Origin of the sequence: Mesotoga sp., from assembly GCF_035363035.1 — a bacterium.
Classification (GTDB): Bacteria; Thermotogota; Thermotogae; order Petrotogales; family Kosmotogaceae; genus Mesotoga.
In genome coordinates this window covers 44701-63467 of record NZ_DAOSEH010000003.1, presented here as the reverse complement: position 1 = coordinate 63467, position 18767 = coordinate 44701, and the positions used below count along the sequence as shown (strand labels likewise).

The 18767-nt window shown below is 53.1% G+C and carries 23 protein-coding genes; 10 read left to right on the top strand and 13 right to left on the bottom strand.

Features of this window, described 5'->3' with window-relative positions:
- Positions 1-140: 140 nt before the first annotated feature.
- The 7 genes from PKX57_RS01195 (at position 141) to PKX57_RS01165 (ending at position 8745) form a co-directional block, all read left to right on the top strand.
- Complete coding sequence (locus tag PKX57_RS01195) at positions 141-950, top strand: FAD binding domain-containing protein (RefSeq protein WP_472415819.1); 810 nt, start codon at positions 141-143, stop codon at positions 948-950.
- A gap of 2 nt (positions 951-952) precedes the next feature.
- Positions 953-1789 (top strand): FAD binding domain-containing protein, encoded by an 837-nt coding sequence (locus PKX57_RS01190; protein ID WP_214049037.1) that lies wholly within the window; start codon positions 953-955, stop codon positions 1787-1789.
- Positions 1786-2259, top strand: a complete 474-nt coding sequence (locus PKX57_RS01185; protein ID WP_213920232.1) for a 2Fe-2S iron-sulfur cluster-binding protein — start codon at positions 1786-1788, stop codon at positions 2257-2259. Before PKX57_RS01190 ends, PKX57_RS01185 begins: the two co-directional genes overlap by 4 nt.
- Positions 2252-4564 (top strand): molybdopterin cofactor-binding domain-containing protein, encoded by a 2313-nt coding sequence (locus tag PKX57_RS01180; RefSeq protein ID WP_213920231.1) that lies wholly within the window; start codon positions 2252-2254, stop codon positions 4562-4564. Before PKX57_RS01185 ends, PKX57_RS01180 begins: the two co-directional genes overlap by 8 nt.
- Before the next feature lies 1 nt (position 4565).
- Positions 4566-5672 (top strand): extracellular solute-binding protein, encoded by a 1107-nt coding sequence (locus PKX57_RS01175; protein WP_214048351.1) that lies wholly within the window; start codon positions 4566-4568, stop codon positions 5670-5672.
- A gap of 1 nt (position 5673) precedes the next feature.
- The gene (locus PKX57_RS01170) at positions 5674-7707 is read left to right on the top strand and encodes an ABC transporter permease (RefSeq protein WP_472414668.1); all 2034 of its coding nucleotides are present in this window, start codon (positions 5674-5676) and stop codon (positions 7705-7707) included.
- Between the two features lie 90 nt (positions 7708-7797).
- Positions 7798-8745: a S66 peptidase family protein gene (locus PKX57_RS01165; RefSeq protein WP_472415817.1), complete on the top strand. Its 948-nt coding sequence runs from the start codon at positions 7798-7800 to the stop codon at positions 8743-8745.
- Between the two features lie 43 nt (positions 8746-8788).
- On the opposite strand, the gene PKX57_RS01160 is transcribed toward PKX57_RS01165, so the two are convergent.
- Genes PKX57_RS01160 through rpsF form a run of 10 tightly spaced genes read right to left on the bottom strand, consistent with a single transcriptional unit; the run spans position 8789 to position 14961 of the window.
- Entirely contained in the window at positions 8789-9748 is a 960-nt protein-coding gene (locus PKX57_RS01160) for an NAD(P)/FAD-dependent oxidoreductase (RefSeq protein WP_472415815.1), read from the bottom strand.
- 12 nt (positions 9749-9760) lie between these two features.
- Positions 9761-10408, bottom strand: a complete 648-nt coding sequence (gene pdo, locus PKX57_RS01155) for a protein disulfide oxidoreductase (RefSeq protein WP_214049158.1) — start codon at positions 10406-10408, stop codon at positions 9761-9763.
- Between the two features lie 60 nt (positions 10409-10468).
- Positions 10469-11020 (bottom strand): hypothetical protein, encoded by a 552-nt coding sequence (locus tag PKX57_RS01150; protein WP_213920537.1) that lies wholly within the window; start codon positions 11018-11020, stop codon positions 10469-10471.
- Positions 11021-11025: 5 nt separating this feature from the next.
- Entirely contained in the window at positions 11026-11958 is a 933-nt protein-coding gene (locus PKX57_RS01145) for an SPFH domain-containing protein (protein ID WP_470745628.1), read from the bottom strand.
- Between the two features lie 20 nt (positions 11959-11978).
- A complete protein-coding gene (locus tag PKX57_RS01140) occupies positions 11979-12410 on the bottom strand; it encodes an NfeD family protein (protein ID WP_213920536.1) in 432 nt (143 codons plus the stop codon).
- A 35-nt stretch (positions 12411-12445) separates the two neighbouring features.
- Positions 12446-13297, bottom strand: a complete 852-nt coding sequence (locus tag PKX57_RS01135) for an MBL fold metallo-hydrolase (RefSeq protein WP_472415813.1) — start codon at positions 13295-13297, stop codon at positions 12446-12448.
- Between the two features lies 1 nt (position 13298).
- A complete protein-coding gene (gene rplI, locus PKX57_RS01130; RefSeq protein ID WP_472415811.1) occupies positions 13299-13754 on the bottom strand; it encodes a 50S ribosomal protein L9 in 456 nt (151 codons plus the stop codon).
- 48 nt (positions 13755-13802) lie between these two features.
- Positions 13803-14036: a 30S ribosomal protein S18 gene (gene rpsR, locus PKX57_RS01125; protein ID WP_169700636.1), complete on the bottom strand. Its 234-nt coding sequence runs from the start codon at positions 14034-14036 to the stop codon at positions 13803-13805.
- Positions 14037-14051: 15 nt separating this feature from the next.
- Positions 14052-14507 carry a single-stranded DNA-binding protein gene (locus PKX57_RS01120; RefSeq protein ID WP_169700637.1) on the bottom strand — a complete coding sequence of 152 codons (456 nt, stop codon included), beginning with the start codon at positions 14505-14507 and terminating at the stop codon, positions 14052-14054.
- 1 nt (position 14508) lies between these two features.
- A complete protein-coding gene (gene rpsF, locus PKX57_RS01115) occupies positions 14509-14961 on the bottom strand; it encodes a 30S ribosomal protein S6 (RefSeq protein WP_472412420.1) in 453 nt (150 codons plus the stop codon).
- Between the two features lie 231 nt (positions 14962-15192).
- On the opposite strand from rpsF, the gene PKX57_RS01110 reads away from it, so the two are divergent.
- Genes PKX57_RS01110 through PKX57_RS01100 form a run of 3 tightly spaced genes read left to right on the top strand, consistent with a single transcriptional unit; the run spans position 15193 to position 16685 of the window.
- On the top strand, positions 15193-15666 hold the full coding sequence (locus PKX57_RS01110; protein ID WP_472415809.1) for a flavodoxin domain-containing protein: 474 nt from the start codon (positions 15193-15195) through the stop codon (positions 15664-15666).
- A 9-nt stretch (positions 15667-15675) separates the two neighbouring features.
- On the top strand, positions 15676-16275 hold the full coding sequence (locus PKX57_RS01105) for a TetR family transcriptional regulator (RefSeq protein WP_213920530.1): 600 nt from the start codon (positions 15676-15678) through the stop codon (positions 16273-16275).
- Entirely contained in the window at positions 16272-16685 is a 414-nt protein-coding gene (locus tag PKX57_RS01100; protein ID WP_213920529.1) for an FMN-binding protein, read from the top strand. The genes PKX57_RS01105 and PKX57_RS01100 overlap by 4 nt, the downstream gene beginning before the upstream one ends.
- A gap of 212 nt (positions 16686-16897) precedes the next feature.
- Here PKX57_RS01100 and PKX57_RS01095 read toward each other — a convergent pair whose 3' ends face one another.
- The 3 genes from PKX57_RS01095 to PKX57_RS01085 are packed head-to-tail and all read right to left on the bottom strand — an operon-like array spanning position 16898 to position 18661.
- Complete coding sequence (locus tag PKX57_RS01095; RefSeq protein ID WP_472415807.1) at positions 16898-17635, bottom strand: ABC transporter permease; 738 nt, start codon at positions 17633-17635, stop codon at positions 16898-16900.
- Positions 17622-18362: an ATP-binding cassette domain-containing protein gene (locus PKX57_RS01090; RefSeq protein ID WP_214049010.1), complete on the bottom strand. Its 741-nt coding sequence runs from the start codon at positions 18360-18362 to the stop codon at positions 17622-17624. Before PKX57_RS01090 ends, PKX57_RS01095 begins: the two co-directional genes overlap by 14 nt.
- On the bottom strand, positions 18359-18661 hold the full coding sequence (locus tag PKX57_RS01085; protein WP_213920526.1) for an AbrB/MazE/SpoVT family DNA-binding domain-containing protein: 303 nt from the start codon (positions 18659-18661) through the stop codon (positions 18359-18361). Before PKX57_RS01085 ends, PKX57_RS01090 begins: the two co-directional genes overlap by 4 nt.
- Positions 18662-18767: the final 106 nt, after the last annotated feature.

Here is an 18767-nt window from a genome sequence, read left to right as displayed (position 1 = left end):
CCAGTTCATACCCGGAGCCCGGAACTTCAATACTTGTAGACGGTTCTAAACGCTCTGATATATATCGATGTTTCGTCGGGACTCGCGGTTCGCGATGAGGTTTGAAAGGGTGGTGGTAGCGTATTTCCTTCAAATTGTTGATGCCCGTTGATGAAAGAGAACTCAAGAGCATGCTCGGCGGCGAAGACTGCAAGATAATGGCCGGCGGTACGGATTTGCTGGTCAGGATAAGGTCTGGCAGGCTATCCCCGTCCAGGATAGTCAGTCTCGCCAGAATGAAGGGCATGGACGGCATACTCGATCTGGGCGAGGAGGTTTCGATCGGGAGCAGGGTGACGATGAGCGAACTGCTCAAGTGCGAACTCATAGCCGCCAGCTGTCCGATTCTGCCGATGGTCGTTCGCGAGATCGGAAGCCCGCAGATAAGGAACAGGGCAACTCTGGCGGGCAACCTGGTAAACGCCTCTCCCGCCGGGGACTCGATCATGGCTCTCTACCTCTCGAACGCGACGGTGGTGATCTCCGGCGTGAACGGAGAACGGAGGGAGAAGGTTTCCTCCTTCATAAAGGGCCCGGGAAGGACCACGCTCTCGAGAGACGAGTACGTCGGCGCGATACTGCTCGAAAAGACCCCGGGTTACTTTCCCCAGTTCTACAAGGTAGGGCAGAGGAGCGCCATGGCGATCGCCGTCGCTTCTGTCGGCTCTTTGATATCCGGACAGGAGATCAGAATGGCTTTCGGCTCGGTCGCGCCCACAGTGGCCGTGCCGGAGAAGGCCTGCGAGTACTTCGAGAAGGCCGGGGAGAAATTCGACGACGGGGAGTTCGCCAGACTGGCTATGCTTGCGATATCGCCGATAGACGACGTGAGGGCCAGCGCCTGGTACAGATCGACGGTGGTCAGGAACCTTGTTCAAAGAACTCTAAATGTCTGGAGAAAGAAGGGGTAATCATGCTTTCGAATGTAAAAGAGTACTTCAGGCCAAAGACGGTCGAGGAAGCCTTCGAGATGATGGAGGCCGACAGGGAGCATTCGATCTTCCTCTCGGGCGGGACGATCGTCGCGTTGATGGGATCCTCGAGAATAGAACGGATAATAGATCTGAAAAGTCTCAGGCTCGATTCGGTCTCCATCAAGGAGGACGAGATAGTTGTCGGCGCGACCACCACGGTCGAAGCCTTCAGGAAGGACCCGCTGATGAGGAAGGAGTTCGGCGATTTCTTTTACGACAGTTTCTCTCTGGTCGGCTCCTGGCAGATAAGGAACATGGCCACGATTGGCGGATCGATCGCCCCCAAGCTCGGCTGGTCTGATGTGAGCGCCTGCCTGCTTGCGACCGGAGCCGGCCTAATGGTCTATGGCCCCGATGGTTATAGAAGAATAATGCTCTCGGATTACTTCGCTCTTCCGGCCGGTGAAAAGCCTCTAATAACACATATAATCATAAAGAAGGACGGCTGGGTATCGGCCTTCGAGAAGTTTTCCAAAACTACTTTCGATATCGCGACCGTGAACGTCGCCATATCCGTCAGGCCGGAGAGAGGACGTATAAAGGCCGCCAGAGTCGTATGCGGTTCGAGACCGCAATACCCGATGAGGTTCGAGACGATAGAGAACGCCCTGGAAGAACTGGAGATCAACGACGTAATGCCCTCTATCGTACGTAGTCTGGTCTTCGACAACTTCACCGGTGGCTCGAACATGCTCGCCTCCTTCGAATACAGAAAGCACCTCGCTTCGGTGATGGCACAGAAGGCCGCCGAGAAGATAAAGGAGATGGTCAGATGAAAATAACTCTCAACGTCAACGGAAACCTCCACGAGATCAACATCGATCCGGGCGATTATCTCCTCGAAATACTGCGAGACCTGGGCTACAAGAGCGTGAGAAGAAGCTGCCACTCGGCCAGTTGCGGCACCTGTACGGTGCTGGTGAACGGAAAACCGATCCTTTCCTGTTCCACCTTCGCCGCCTCCGTGGACGGCCAGACGATCGAGACCGTCGAAGGACTTTCGCAGGGCGAGAAGCTCCATCCAATTCAGGAAGCGATTCTGGAGGAGGGAGCGGCGCAGTGCGGCTACTGCATACCGGGAATCGTTCTGACGGGCGAGGCGCTCCTTAGGGAGAATCCCGAACCTTCAGACGACGATATAAAGCTAGCCCTGAACGGCAACGTCTGTCGGTGCACCGGCTACGAGTCCCAGAACAGGGCGATAAAGAAGGCGGCCGAAGCGATGAGAGGTGACGACTATGAGTGAAGCCTTTGAAACCGTTGGAAAGCCGAAGAAGAAACTCGACGGCAGAGCGCTGGTGAGAGGGAAACCCGTATATACTCCAGATTATGATGTCCCCGGTGCGCTCACCGTGAAGCTTCTGCGCTCTCCACACGCTCACGCGATAATAAAAACCATAGATACCGATCAGGCCCGCGCCGTCGAGGGCGTCGTCGCGATCCTGACGCACGAGGATCTGGAAAGGATTCCCTACTCCAGAGCCGGCCAGGGATACCCCGAGCCTTCTCCATACGACGCTTACCTGCTGGACAGGAAGGTGCGCTACGTGGGAGACGCGGTCGCGATCGTGGCGGCTACCTCCGAGAAGGCGGCCCTGAAAGCCCTGAAATTGATAGAGGTCGAGTACGAACTTCTCGATCCCGTTCTGAATATGGAAGACTCGATGAAGGAAGGATCACCCGTGATACACGACGAGGAAGACTGCTCGGGCCTCTTCGATAAATCGAGAAACATCGCGGCGCACTTCGAAATGGAGATAGGAGACGTCGAGGGAACGCTCAACGGTTGCGATTACGTCATCACGAGAACCTACCACCTCGACACACAATTACACGCCGCGCTTGAGCCGCACAACGCGGTGACCTACCTCGATCCGGCCGGCCGGCTCATAGTTGTGACCTCTACGCAGGTCCCCTTTCACTGCCGGCGCATCCTGTCGAGAATACTGAACAAACCAATATCGGAAATACGCGTCATAAAGCCCAGAATAGGCGGGGGCTTCGGCGGGAAGCAGTCGATAATAGCCGAGCCTTACGCCGCGATCGTGACGCTCAAGACCGGGAGGCCGGCCAGAATAATCTACACCAGGGAAGAGGTCTCGATGGCCTCGAACATACGACACGAGATGAAGTACGACATAACGGTCGGGGCCGACGGCAACGGCAGGATAAAGGCCATCTCCATGCACGGTCTCTCCAACACGGGTGCCTACGGCGAGCACTGTCTGACGACCTTCATGGTCTCGGGCTCGAAAACTCTTCCGCTGTACAACAAGGTCGATGCCGTCCGCTTCGGCGGGGACGTGGTTTACACCAACCTGCCGCCTGCCGGCGCCTACAGGGGATATGGAGCGCCTCAGGGACTCTTCGCGCTCGACTGCGCCATAGACGAACTGGCGCACGAGCTGAAGATCGACCCGCTGAAAGTGAAGGAGATGAACTCGATCAGGGAGGGAGAGACCTCTCCGATCTTCAAGATAATGGGCGAGGGCCGTGAAGGCGTTCCCCAGATCATGAAGAGCTGCAAGCTCCAGGAGTGTATAGATCTGGGAAAGAAAGCGATAGGATGGGACGAGAAGAGGGGCAGGCGCACGAGAAGGGGTAGCAGGGTCAGGGGTTTAGGCTGCGCGCTGGCCATGCAGGGATCGGGTATACCCAGGGTCGATATGGGCGCCGCGACGCTCAAGATGAACGAAGACGGCTCCTTCAACCTTCTGGTGGGCGCCACCGATATCGGCACCGGGAGCGACACCATCCTCGCCCAGATCGCGGCCGAGGTCCTCTCCGTTCCCCTCGAGAAGATAATCGTCTATTCTTCCGACACCGATGTTACACCCTTCGACGTAGGCGCCTACGCCTCGAGTACTACCTACGTCTCGGGCAACGCGGTGAGGCTGGCTGCCGAAAAGGTCAAAAAGCAGATACTCGAGCTGGCGGCTAACTTCCTGGAGAGAGAAGAGAAAAATCTGAAGCTTTCGGCCGGAATCGTGACGTGCGACGATGGGAGCTCGGTGAGCCTGGAGGAGCTCTGCACCAGGCACATGTACACCTTCAACCAGCAACAGATCGCCGCTACGGCCTCCTACGTGGGCGAGGAGTCGCCACCGCCCTTCCTCGCCACCTTCGCCGAAGTCGAGATCGATACTGAAACCGGCAAGGTTTACCTGATAAACCTCGTCTCTTACGCCGACTGTGGGCTGGCACTCAACCCCATTCAGGCCATGGGACAGCTGGAGGGCGCCTCGATGCAGGGCATAGGCTGGGCGTTGTACGAGGATATAATCTACTCCACCGGCGGCCGGATGCTCACCAACGATTTCTTCACCTACAAGGTTCCCTCCAGGATGGATTACGGGAAGCTGACCTGCGGACTGGTCGAAAGCTACGAACCCACCGGGCCGTTCGGAGCGAAAAGCATCGGGGAAATAGGCATAGATTCGCCGATACCGGCGATCGGGAACGCGATCTTCGATGCCACTGGAATAAGATTGAGACATGCCCCCTTCAGGAGCGAGAAGATCTTCTTCGAAATACTGAATCTGGAGGTTTGAAATGTACAGGTTTATTTGCAGTCTTTTGATACTGACAGTCGTCGTTCCGCTCGCAGGGCTGACCGTCTGGGTGAGCTGGGAGGGCGAGGACTTTTACAGGGAAGTCGCCTCGTCGTTCGAGCGGGAAAAAGGAATAAAGGTCGAACTGGAGTATTTCCCCAAGATCGAGGAAAAGCTTGGAGTCGCTCTAAAGACAGGCGACCTGCCCGACATGGCTCTCGTCAAGGATACTTACTCGGGGAATCTGGGAGCTTCGAAGAGAGCGCTCGAAATCGCCGCCGATGATCTGGCCCGTTTCAAAGGGGAGTACCTGGAGGCCTATATGTACGACGGGGCCGTTGTGGCGCTTCCCTTTTACGCAGATGTCCAGGTAGCCTTCATCAACAGAACTGTCTTCGATAAGGCCGGGCTGCCACTTCCCGGTGAGCTCGATCTGGGAGAGCTCGAAGCGATCGTGCAGGAGCTGAAGAAAGTCGTTCAGTACCCCGTCGCCTTCGATTTCACCTCCCCCTACATGATGTTTCCCTACATTTCCGACCCATCTCCGGTCGGAGAGGGCGGAAGGCCGTTCTTGAGCGGCAGGGAACGTGTAGAGGCCGTCGAAGCGGTCAAGGTATACTTCGACACCGGAGTGCTAAGCAGACTGGAGAGGGCTGCAATGAACGGCCTCTTCAGAAACGGGAAGATAGGGATTATGCTTCAGGGTAGCTATATGGCCGAGAAGTTCGCAGCCGCGAATCTGGACTTTGCGATGGTGCCGCTACCGGATCTAGAAGGCAGGAAGATAAGGGGTGTCATAGATTCCAAGGGCTTCGCCCTATTCAAAGAGGAAAGCTACGCGCAGTCTATAGAGTTCGCGAGATACCTTATGGAGAAGAGCGAGGCCTTCTGCGGGCAGTACTGGAAATACCCGCTCTTCGAAACCGTCCAGGGCGATCCCGAACTGGAGAGGATCATCGCGAGCGGACAGTACATGCCCAACGGGCCGGGCTATCAGGCGATGCTCTTTGAAGCCTTCGAGCCGGCCCTTCAGGCCATTTTCAGTGGTGCGATGGGTGTTGAGCAGGCGTTGAACGGAGCACAGGGATACATAGATTCGACCTGGTGAGATGCTTCCAGCGCTGCTCGTTCTACTCGCTCTAATTTCGCTGCAGTTCGTGGTCAGGAAGAACTGGACGCTCGGTCTTCCAGCCTTCCTGATCGTTCTGCTGACAATCGTGGGCCCTATTCTCTGGGCCCTTTTCATCTCCTTCACCAGTTACGGCGTCTATCAGGAGAGGCCTCTCTTCGCCGGTTTTGACAACTATCTGAAAATCCTCGAAGATTCCGGCTTCAAACTCTCGCTCAAGCTGACGGCTTTGTGGTCCTTTCTTAGAACCTCGCTGGAGATATCGCTCTCGTTTCTTCTAGCCCTGAAGCTGAGAAAAAGCTCAAGAACCGGAAGGCTGGCGCTGCTACTGCTGGCGCTCGGCTGGTTCGTTCCCTCCTTTATAACCGTGTCGGGATGGAGGGCCTTCATACAGGGCTACGGAGGCTACTCTTTGCTGAACATCGTTCTGGGAACGGGCGTCGATCTCACGCTCAATCCGGCCCAGGCCTTCCTCGCCACGCTTCTGGTGAGCGTCTGGCTGTCGATACCATTTTCAACGATGATAATAGTCGGAATGCTCGGCAGGGTTTCCGGGGAGCTGGACGATATGATGAGGCTGGACGGTGCCGGAGATTTCGCGAGTGCGACGCTCCTGCTGGGCGAGATACGCCATCTCATGGTACCGTACGCCCTCTTCCAGCTGGCAAGGGCGACGAAGGAGTTCACATCGGTCTTTCTCCTTTCGGGTAACGGGCCGTTGCTGCCGGAGGGCTTCACGCCGCAGACGCTGGTCGGCTCGACCTCTTTTGCCGGGGTAGTTCTCTTCAGGAAGTTCGCCGCCGTCAAGGATTACGGTCTCCTCTCGGCCTACGCCGTCTTCGCGGGGGGCTTCGCGATTCTATGGATACTCGGAGCCGTCTTCTCCAGAAACAGCGTCCCGAAACGCCACAGACAGATCCTCTTCCTGAGCGCCGTGGCGCATCTCTTTCTGGGGGCCTACACCGGCTGGAGCTTCTGGTTTCTGGTACCGGTAACGGCCTACTCGCTTCTCCCCTTCACCATACCGCGCCACAGGAGGTTTTTCCGCCTTACCGTCGGAGCTTTGATCATATACGAAATAATCATGAATGTGGTGAAGATCTCGCTGGAGGGCGTGAGCGGGATAGTGCCGGCCAGCTTTCTCAGCGTTCCTCTGATTCTCCTTTCGATGAGGTACAGGTTTCCCTCGATCGACTTCACGCTTTCCCGATGGCTCAAAAGTTCGCTGCTGATCCTCTCGCTCCTGCCCACGGTTTTTCTCGTCGCGTACATTCTCCTTCTCTCCTTCTCCGTAGAGGGAGAGATAATCCCTTCGCTGAATGCGCTCACAGCGGCGAATTATCCGAGGGTCATAGGCGACGGGCTTTTGAACACCATCTTCAACACTCTTAAAACGGCCCTCTGGTGCTTTGCGATAATTCTGGGAACCATAATACCTCTGGCCTATCTCTTCGCCACCAAAAAAGGCTTCCTTGCGAAGGCGACGTCCTCGCTGGTGCTGCTGGGAAGCCTCTACACGGGGATGCACACACTGTTGCCTCTCTACTTCATATTCAGGGGTATCGGTCTGACCGACAGTTTCTTCGGGGTCGCCCTGGTCGTAACGGTTCAATCGGCGCCTCTGGCCCTGCTCGTTCTCGGCGGCTTTTTCGCCTCGGTGCCTCGCGAACTACGCGAGATATCTAGGCTCGACGGTCTCTCCGGGACCGGCTACCTCTGGAGGATACTCTTCCCCCTTTCGCTGCCGGTCGTTGGCGGGGTTCTGACCTATGTACTGGTTTCCTGCTGGAGTTCCTTCACGCTGCCCCTGATCATGCTGAACCGGAGCGAAATGATGCCCTTTTCGCTGAAAGTTTTCTCCTACGCCGGCGAGATAAGGAGTTACTACACTTCCTGGAACCTCTTCGCCGCGGCCTCGGTTATCGGCACGGTACCGCTCCTCCTGCTTTTCAGGATCGCTCGGTCGATGATTTACAGCCCCGGTCTGGGCGATAGAGGCGTAGGTTATGATTGAGTTTTGCGAAGAATCTTTTCAAAGGCTTATTGATTTTGACTCCCGTCGATGGCAAACTATTAAGTATAGCTTTCACTGGAGGATATTCTAATGAGAAAGGTCTGGTTGATGATTATGCTGCTCAACTTCTTGCTTCTCAGCAACTCGCTCTCGGCAGGAGAGATAAGAACGGTCTTCGTGACGGCTCCATCGAGTTTTCCCGACAGGGGCAAACTCGACGCCGGTGTCGCCGCGCTCAGGAACGCCGGTTTCAGGGTCGTCGTCGGAAGGAGCTGTCAGGTTTCTCTCTCTCCGCGGGAGAAGGCCCAGGAGTTGAACGAAGCCTTCTCGAATCCCGAGTACGAAGCGATCATAACGGCCAGGGGCGGCTACGGATCGTACAACATTCTCGACTGGCTGGACTGGGAGAGTATCGCCGCCAACCCCAAACCCTTCGTGGGTTACAGCGATATAACGGCACTCCTGCTGGCCATCTACTTCAAGACGGGGATCGTCACCTATCACGGGCCTATGGTCGCCGTGGAGCTTGGAAGCGACGGCCAATCGCTTAAGAACATAATGGACCTCTTCAACGGCAACAGGACCATAAGGTTCAACTACACTTCCACACCGGTGATACCCGGCCTTATGACGGGGAGATTGATTCCGGCCAACCTGTCGCTCTTCCAGGCCCTGCAGGGCACCGAGTATCTGGGCTCCTTGAAAGACGCGATTCTGGTGCTGGAAGACGTCAGCGAGTCGAAGGAATCGCTCGAGAGAATGATATGGAACATCGCTCACATAAACGGCTTTTCGTCTCTGCGCGGGGTAATCTTCGCCGGTTTCACCGAGATAAAGAACGGCGATCTGAACGATATCAAAAAGCTGATAAACGATTACTTTCTCGGCAAAGACATCCCTGTCTGGATCGGTATGCCGAGCTACCACGGAGATTTTCCGAAGCTTGTGCTTCCGGTGGGCCAGTGGGTGAGCGTCGATATGGAGAAGGGGATCATCGAAGTACTCAATTCCCCCGCCGACATGGTGGAAAAGAAATAAGAGCGCCCGGAGGCGCTCTTATTACTCTATACAGGTTTTTCGATCAACCGTCGAAATAGGTCCTGGCCGCGTGGTAAACGGCGATCGCCCCGTCGGCGGCGGCCGTGACTATCTGGCGCACTTCCTTTTCCCTGACGTCGCCTATAGCGTAAACGCCCTTCACTTCGGTCTCCATGTTCCCGTCGGTCTGTATGTAGCCGAACCTGTTCAGCGGCAGTTTCCCCTTGAGGAAGCCGCTGTTGGGCAGAAGTCCTATGAAGACGAACATACCCTCGATCGGCAGTTTTGTGGTTTCGCCGGTTTCCTGGTTCCTGATCTTTATGGCGCGGACCTGCGTGTCGCCCTCGATCGATTCGACCACGGAGCTGAAAATGTACTCGACCTTTCCGGTAGCGTTCAATTTATCCTGGAGGAGTTTGTCGGCCGTCAGCTTCGGCAGGTTCTGAACTATCGTTATCTTCCTGATCATCTTGCTCAGGTATATAGACTCATCCAGCGCGCTGTTGCCACCGCCGATCACGGCGATGTGTTTGTCGGTGAAGAAGTGGCCGTCGCAGGTGGCGCAGTAACTTATACCCCTACCCTTGAAAGCCTCTTCACCTTCCACACCCAGACTTCTAGGGTTGGAACCCGTCGCTACGATGATCACTCTGGAGGCGACCCTCCTGCCGTTGTCCAGGATCACGGCCTTTTCCGGTCCCTCGAGTTCTACATCCACGACCTCGCCGTAGAAAAAAGGCACATCGAAGGCTCTCGCGTGTTCGGCCATCTTTTCACTAAGTTCCATGCCGCCGACGCTGGTGAAACCCGTCCAGTTCTCCACCGCCTGGGTGTTGTTCATCTGGCCTCCGTCGATCGCCTTTTCGATTATCAGCGGTTTCAGACCGGCCTGCATGGCGTAGATGGAGGCTGTGATACCACCAGGTCCGCCACCGATTATAACTATGTCGTATCTGTCTTCAATTTCCGCTTTTTTGGCGCTTCCCAGCTCGAAGAACGACATCTCTTTCCCTCCTCAGAGCGCTTTCAATACCTGTTCTACATACTGACCTTCGGGGTAGGCTCCGACGAAGGTAACTCTGTCGTTGATAACTATCTGCGGAACGGATGAAACACCGTACTTCATGGACATCTCCTGGAACTCGTTGGCCTCGATCATGTAAGCCTTGATGTTCTTGTTGGCCATGGCGATGTGGTGGGCCGTCAATACGGCCTTTGGGCAGTAAGGGCAGGTCGTTGTAACGAAGACTTTTATCTCCACGGGTTTGTCTATCGCCTCTATCTTCTCGAGCGATTCCTTCGACAGTTCGGGTTTCGCACCCCTCGAGAAGGTCACTATATCCTGCAGGAGCGTTCCAAATTCGTGGCCGGCCGGCACACCCAGGAACCTGACTCCCTTGTCGTCGCCATCGGGTGTGAGGAGCACTATGCTCGGCGCCAGCTCAATCTCGTACTTGCGGGCCATATCGGAATCCACGTCGAAGACCTCGTAGGCGAGTTTTTCGTTTATACCCGACAGCTCATTCAAAAGCTGTTCGGCCGTATTGCAGTAATCACATTTCTTCTCGCTCCTGAAAAAAAGCGCCTTCACCGGTCCTTCCAACGCTGAGAATACCTCTTTCACCTGTTTAATGATATTGTCTGGCAGCAGTTTCTTCTCCATCTCTATCCCTCCTAATATGGTTGTATAAATACCCTATAGGGGTATAATACCATAAGTATATTACTCTTCCTTTGATAGTTTGTTTCTGAAATCCTCCCCGATCCATCTACTCACACTCAAAACGAAGGTGGAAACCGCGAAGACGAGTGTGACGCCGACCCATTGATCGGGAAAGAACCGGGCCAGTTCTCCGGAAAAAATGATGATAAATGTCGAGCTTGATGCGAAGGAGATGTTGCTCTCTATCAGTTTCCACTTCCCCTGGACGAGCAGGTAATTCATGAAAAACTCCTCCCTGGTGTACCCCATGGAAAGGAAGAGTATCCTGAAAGTATCGTCGTAACTGGTTATATGTCTGCCGAGAGAGTTGTAGATGAAGAAGTAAGCCACGAAAAAGAGGAAGGTCAGAAATAATTTCCTGTTGTCGGTCAAAACCAGCGAGCCGAGCAGCGTAACGGTCGTGGAAGCCGCCGAGTTCATGAACATCAGGAGAGCGGGCGGTCTTCTGACACGCAGATAGAAGGCAAAAACCGTGGCCACCGCAAATACGGTGGCCAGGGCCGATATTAAGAGCAGTATGATGAGTAGCTCGATGGTTTCCTGTATCAGCAATCAGATCACTTCTCGCCGGTACTCTCCCGTTCTTGGGAGGTTGACTTTTCCCTGAAGATCTCGGCCATAGAACCGATAGAGCTCAACATGGCGCTGCTTTCGTAAGGCAGAAAGACCTTGTTGGCCTTTCCGTCGGCGATCTGTTTCAGAGCGTCGAGGTAGCGTATCGCGATGACGTCCTTCGTCGGGTCGCCTTCATGGATCGCCTTGAAGACGCTGATTGTGGCGTCGGCCTGACCTTCGGCCTCGGCTATCAATTTGAATTTGTTGGCCTCGGCCACCCTCTTGATCGATTCGCTCTGACCTTCGGCCTGGAGTATCGCCGACATCTTGTCGCCTTCGGCCTTGGTTATCTCCGACTGTTTGTAACCCTCTGCCTCTAGAATTACGGCCCTCTTCGTTCTTTCGGCCTTCATCTGCTTGGACATGGCGTCCATGATGTCCTGTGGCGGATCTATCTTTTTTATCTCGACCCTCGTGACCTTGACGCCCCACTTATCGGTGGCCTCGTCGAGGACCTCTCTCAGGGTTACGTTTATCCTTTCCCTTGAGGTGAGCGTCTGGTCGAGTTCCATTTCGCCGATAACGTTCCTGAGGTTAGTCTGCGCAAGCTTTATCGCGGCGATCTCGAAGCTGGCTACGTTGTAAACTACCCTGAAAGCATCGGTGATCTGGTAGTAAATTATCGCATCGACCGTCACGACGACGTTGTCCTTGGTGATGACTTCCTGCGGCGGGACGTCTATCACGGTCTCGCGGAGATCGATTTTTATCATTCTCTCGATGAAGGGAATTATGAACTGCAAACCCGGCTGGGCTTCCCTCCGGTACTTTCCAAGCCTTTCTACCAGACCCTTTTCGAAGGGTCTTATTATCTTTATACCCGATGCCGCAATTATGAATATAACTGCCGCGAGTACAAGCCATACTATGATCATCTCTCACTCCTCCCCTACTCTTATGTTTTTCTTTCCACGAATATCGTGGTTCCTTCGAGCCTCACCACTCTCACCGGTGTATCGACGGGGATCGTTCCGCCGTCGGTCGAGCTGGCCCTCCAGTCTTCTCCCTCGATCCTCACCAGGCCTCTGTCCATAGAGGGATTTATCTCGACCACCACTCTGCCGGTAGATCCCACAAGGCCGTCGATGTACATCTTTTTTGGGGAATCGCCCTTAGAGAGCTTTTTCGCTATCGGTCTGGTGAGCAACACCAGAAGCGCGCTGCTTACGGCGAAGACTATTATCTGCCAGCCGACGTTGGTGGTGAACATCGCTACGATACCTGCCAGGAAGGCTCCAATGGAGAACCACAGGAAAAAGAACGTCGGGGTCAGTATCTCCACAACCAGTAGTACCAAACCAAATATCATCCAACCTACGTAACCCATGCTTTACCTCCTCCCGGAGTACTGTGCACAGGTTTTCACAATGTGAAAACGTGCTCTGGGTGAACTACGTACACTTCCACTCCCGTATCTTCGAGTTCCTTCTGGACGAAGGAATGCCATTTCTTCATTCTGGAAGTATACCTTCCCGATATATGATACAATATCAGTCTCTTTATTCCCTCACTGTGTTTCACACTATCTATGACCTCTTCGACGCTTGAATGGTTCTGGTTTCGCCTGTCTTTTTCCTGAAGAAAAGTACATTCGTGTAAAAGGGTCTCGGAGTTGCTTATTGTCTCTGGAGGAAGAGCGAAAGTGTCGCCGCTTATCGTCACTATCTTCTGGGTATAGGTGTCTGTTATGGCATCCCTGCCCTTCTCACGAACTATCGAGGCTATTTCATTCGACGTCAGACCCGAGAGCTCTTCCTTCAGCCTGCGTCTCTCTTCGTAAATGTGGTAGCCGCAACTGATCTCTCCTGCCGTGTGCTTAACCCTGAAGGGTCTTACCGATCTTTTGAAGCTGCCGGCCGTTCTCAGAAAAACCTCGTCGCCATCGTCCAGCGGGTTGAGGATCATGTCGTATCTCAATCTCGGGTTCATGCCGACTATGAAATCCAGAAAGGCCTCTATAGCCCTGTTTCCGGCCGGGTAGTTTATTCTGAGGGGTTTGTTCCTGTCGCCCATGGCTGTGTTTCGGGTGTTGATGAGTCCCCATAGTCCCGCGATGTGATCGACATGTCCATGGGTCATGAACACGTCTTTTATGGCGTAGACGCTGTTTCCAAGTATGGTGGAGATACCCTCGCCCGAATCGAAGAGAATCCTTTCCGGTCTGTAGAGAATCCATGTAGAGTACAGCGCTTTCGAGAAGATCTGAAACTCCAATTCAGTTCTCCTCCAGGCTCTCTACACGAATCGCTATCTGTCCCCTGACACTTCCGGGAAGCTTTATGTCAACTTTGTACTCGCCCGTCTGCTTGATGTTCTCGGCCAGATCTATGTGTCGTCTGTCGATCTCCAGTCCGAGAACGTTCTTTATGTGGGAAGCTATATCGGCTGAAGTCACCGCGCCGAAAAGCTTGCCGCTGGCGCCGGATTTCACCTTTATTATGAAGTGGTGTTTCTGGAGAGTGCTGAGCAGTTCCTCGCTCGCCTTCTTTATTCTGTCTTCCTTTTCTTCCTTTTTCTTCTTTTCGGAGTTCAACTTGGCCAGCTCGCTCTGGTTGGCTTCGACCGCCAGACCCCTGGGAATCAGGAAGTTTCTGCCATAACCGTCGGAAACGGTTTTCACTTCGCCGGTTTTTCCAACGTTCTGGACGTCCTTTAGCAGTATGACCTTCATAGAAACCCTCCTTTAAAAAAGGGGAGGCTCCAGGCCTCCCGTTTTCGTTTACTCCTTGGTGTAAGGAAGCAAAGCCATGAACCTGGCACGTTGTATGGCTTCCTTGACCATCCTTTGATGCTTCGCGCAACTGCCCGTGATCCTCTTGGGTATTATCTTGCCCTTTTCAGTCACGTACTCGCGCAGAAGGGATAAATTCTTGTAATCTATGTAGGTGGTCTTCGAGCCGCAGAGTCTGCACTTCTTCTTGCTTCTCATTCTTCTCCTGTTGTCTCTTACCATGTCGTTCCTCCTGTATCAAAACGGGATATCGTCGCCCGTATCTTCAGATTCACTGCCAAAAAAAGTAATATCATCGTTTCCGGTGCTTCCAACCACGCTGTCCTCCTGCGGAGCCTTCTCAAATCCCCCGGTCGAAACGGCCTGGGCCTTAGTTTCCATGAAACGGACATTCGAGGCCACTACCTCGGCATTCGAACGCGACTCGCCTTCCTGCGTCTTCCACTTGTTTATTCTCAACGAGCCTTCCACGAGGATGAGCCGTCCCTTGGTCAGGTAGTTGGCGATGAACTCGGCCGTCTTGCCGAAGGCGACTATCCTTATGAAATCGGTGTTGTCGTTACCGGAAGAGGGTATGTTTCTATCTACCGCGAGGGAAAAGGTCGCGATCTGAGTGCCGCTGGCGGCAAATTTGATCTCGGGATCCCGTGTTAGCCTGCCGATAAGAACGACATGATTGTAGCTGATAGACATGTTATTCCTCCGTTTCCACAGTTTCTACGGTCTCTTCACTTACCGCTTCAGAACCTTCAACCACCGGGGACTCTACCGTATTTGCATCGGTCTGTCCTTCCGGAAGCTCTTCTTCGGAGGTCCCTTTCTTCAGAAGGGCCTTCTTTTCGGCCTTCTCTAGATCTTCTCTTCTGAAAGTCTGCCATCTGAAGATCTCCGGCGTGATTCCGTAGAACTTCTCGAGGATATCCACACTCTCCGAATCGGCCTTGAACTGAATAACGGTATAATCTCCTTCGGAAAAGCCTTTTGTTACCCTGTAAGCCAGCTTCCTGATACCCCATCTGTCGAACTTCTCGATTGTACCGCCCACACGTTCGACGATGTAGTCTCTCACCTTTTCGGCCATCGAGTTTCTGCTTTCCTCATCGAGCCTAGGTGAGACGATGAACATTGTTTCGTAGATCCTTATCATTTATTGCCTCCTCCCTTGGACTGTGGCCCTGCCTTTAAGGCAAAGCGGGAATTTCAACGCATTGAATTATAACATACCACCGGAATACTGCAAGAGAAGTTTTCTTTTCGAAGGAAAGGCTATTGGAATGAAGATTTTTCCTTTCCGAAACACAGCGGAGGAGAGACGGAATTAAACTTGCGTCATAAATTGAACAATGTTCAGTATCTTTACAACACAGGAGGAACTATGATGCGCACGGTAATAATCTTCGCCAGCAAAAGCGGAACTGCGGAAAAGTGTTCCAGAATGCTCTCTGAAAAACTCCCCGGAGAGGTGAAAGTGATCGATATCGGGAAAAATCCCAATCCCGGGTTTTCTGATTGCGACAACGTCATAATCGGAGCCTCTGTCAGGGCCGGCCAGATACAGAAGCCGATCAAAGAGTTCGTCGGGAAAAACCTCAACTCTCTCAAATCGAAAAACGTCGGAGTCTTTCTCTGCATGGGCGGCGACCGGCCACAGTTCGAAGAGTACCTGAAGCAGAACTTCCCGGGCGAGTTTCTGGATTCATGCAAGGCGAAAGGCTTTTTCGGAGGCGAGTTCAACATGGAACGCCTCGGTTTCTTTTCCAGGACAATTATCAAGGCCCTCTCGAAGGGGAAGCCGACCCCGAAGCTCTTCGAGGAAAACATTCAAACCTTCGCCGATTCCTTCAAAAGCTGAGGTGATCGGGTGAGGGGAAGTGAAATCCGTCGCGAAAGAAACAGAGAGTATTTTATAAAAGCGGCGCGTCAGGTAATTGAAGAAAGAGGGATCAAGGCCCTTAATATCAGGAGAGTCAGCGAGCTGGCAGGATACTCTCCGGCCTCGGTTTACAATTACTTCGGGAGCATGGACGGTCTGATAGGTGCAGTAAAGGACAGTTACGCCGTGGACGCTATGGAATACATAAGCGCTCGCCTTACAGACAGCATGACTCCGCTGGAAAGACTGGAAACCAGCTACAGATATTTCGCCGAATACTTTCTCGACAGACCGGAGATCTTCAAACTGATTTTCATGAGTGGATTCGGGAAAGGCACCGATCGGGAGGCCGCGCCCAATTTCACCGAAATGGCCCATCAGAGAATGGACCTCTTTCACTCGGTGATGAAAGACCACAACGTGGGTGAAGCGACTCTCGCCAGAGTCGAGAATATTCTCTCTTCGATGCTGTTCGGCAACCTGTATTTTCTAAGCTTCGGCCTGACAGACATTGATCGCGATACTCTGCTTGAAAACGTATCGGGAAACGTATCTTTCGTTATGGACATTCTGGGAGGAAGTGAATGAGCAAAAGAAAATCGCTAATCAGGGTACTGGTAGTTATCGCAATAATTGCGGCAGCTGCGATCATCGTGTTCGTGACCGTGGTGATTCCGAAACTCGAGGAAGGCCTCAAGGTGCTGGATACCATCGAGTTCGGCAGCCTTAATCTGGCATCTGTGAACGATGGAAGTTACGAGGGCAGCTACAGCGCCGGCATTGTAAAGGCAACCGTGAGGGTGAAAGTCGAAAACCACGCAATCACGGATATAGATATCCTCAAGCACGACAACGGGAAGGGAAAGGCGGCCGAAACGATAACCGCGGCTGTTATAAAGAGCCAGTCGGTTCAGATAGATGTTATAACCGGCGCGACTTACAGCAGCAAAGTTATATTGAAGGCCATCGAAAACGCCGTGACCTCCTCCCGCCAGTAAAGATCCGGGAGGGGTCTATTGAAGTAATTCTGTCTTCTTAATCTCTGTTTTTACCAAAAACCTGGACGCACAGCGTCGGAACGCAAAGACGACAGAGGTAAGAGGGGGAGAGGTCAGAGGTAAGAAGATCAAGACCTTCACGCTTTTCACACCTCCTGCCTCTTACCTCTAGCCTCAGGTTCCGCTCTACGAAGGACGGCCCTTCCCGCTCTTCACGGGTTGTCGCTGTTCATTTTTTTCGTGAAAGCGATGATTGCAAGTGCAGTGAGCGCCACCGCATAACCGATCACCCAGGCCAGTTCCGGCATTATTCTGCCGTATTCCCCGTTCAAGGCATATCGACCGGCATTTACCGCGTGTAAAAAAGGCAAAGCATTCGCTATCGCCTTGAAAGCACCGCCGACCAGATCGACATCGAACCATGCGCCTGAAAGCCAGGCAGAGCCATTGGTAAGCAGCGCGCCACAAACCCCGCCGACCTGCTTGTCTGTAAAAATGCTTCCACAAAGCAAACCTATCGCGATGTACATTAATGCCGCCGGCATCAACACGATTAGTGCCAGGAGCATATTGATACTGATTTCCAATCCCAGCAGCACGGCTACGATGAAACAAACGGATATTTGCAGCGCCGCCATGGGAATCAAAGGCAGAGTGTATCCCAGTATGTAATCTCTGGCCTTCATGGGAGATGTGAAAAGTCTCAACATAAAAGAGCTCGTTCGATCCTTCGCGATGATCATTCCCGAGAACAAAGATATGAACGAAAGGCCAAAGACCGCGATTCCGGGAGTGAGATTCTTGATGGAGAAGAGTTCCACAGGCACGTTGGACTGAATCAAGGTAAGCATCAGCAGAACAATTACGGGGAAACCTATGCCGAAAGCCAGATTGAGTCTGTCTCTGATCAGCTCCTTGGCGTTTCTGATTGCGAAACTACTCATTTTCATAAGTCGTTTCTCCCCCGCACAGCGCAACAAAGGCATCTTCAAAGTTACCGGCATTTGCCAGTGTCTTCAGCTCTTCGGCCGTTCCGACGGCGACCAGCTTGCCGCGAGACATGATCGCGATTCTATCGGCCAGCGCCTCCGCTTCTTCAAGGTAATGTGTAGTGAGGACAATCGTGATTTTCTCTTTCATCTTTTCTATGATGCGCCAGAGTTCACGGCGTGCAAGTACGTCAAGACCGAGCGTGGGCTCATCTAGAAAGAGGATCTCAGGTTCTGTGATGATAGCCATGGCGATGGAAAGCCTACGCTGCCAGCCTCCGGATAGTATCCTCGCTCTGCTCTTTTCGATCTCCGAAAGCGAGAAGTCTTTGATTGTCTTGCCGGTCTTCTCCCTTGCCGTCTTCGAATCGTAACCATAAATTCCGCACATGAGTTCGAGATTCTCGCGAACAGACAGGTTGGGAGCCACCGCCGTCTCTTGAGGCGATACGTTTATGATTTCCTTCACCTTGAGCGGCGAGGTGACAACGCTGTTTCCCATGAGTGTGGCATCACCGCTGCTCGGTCTTATAAGGCAGGAAAGCATTTTGATAGTTGTAGTCTTCCCCGCACCGTTGACCCCGAGTAAGGCGAACAGCTCACCTTTTTCAATCGTAAGGTTAAGATCTTCAACCGCCTTCGTTGCTTTGTATGTCTTTGACAGGTTCTTTGTCTCGATAGCTGTCATTTCTCGTCACCTTCATCTTCGATCGATTTTATGCCTTCGGCGAATTTTATCGAGTCCTCTTCGCTGTTATCTGGATAGACTTCCTTTGCCCTGCCCGATAGTATCCAGTCCGCGATCCTGGCAAAAACGGTATAGCGTTCTATGGCTATTCCTTTCTCAGAGTCTGCCAGAAGCACCAGAGTGTCTCCCGGGGAGATCTCGAACATCTCTCTAACCTCTTTTGGAATAACGATCTGACCCTTTTGACCGACTTTCACCGAGCCCATATACTTACCGTTGTTTTCGGATTTTGCCTTCATGATTCATCAGCCCCTCTTAATTTATCATCATCGTCGTCATGTGCAACTTGTATAACTAGTATGACTTGTACTACTAATAATACTTGTTGTCTTCTGAATTGTCAAT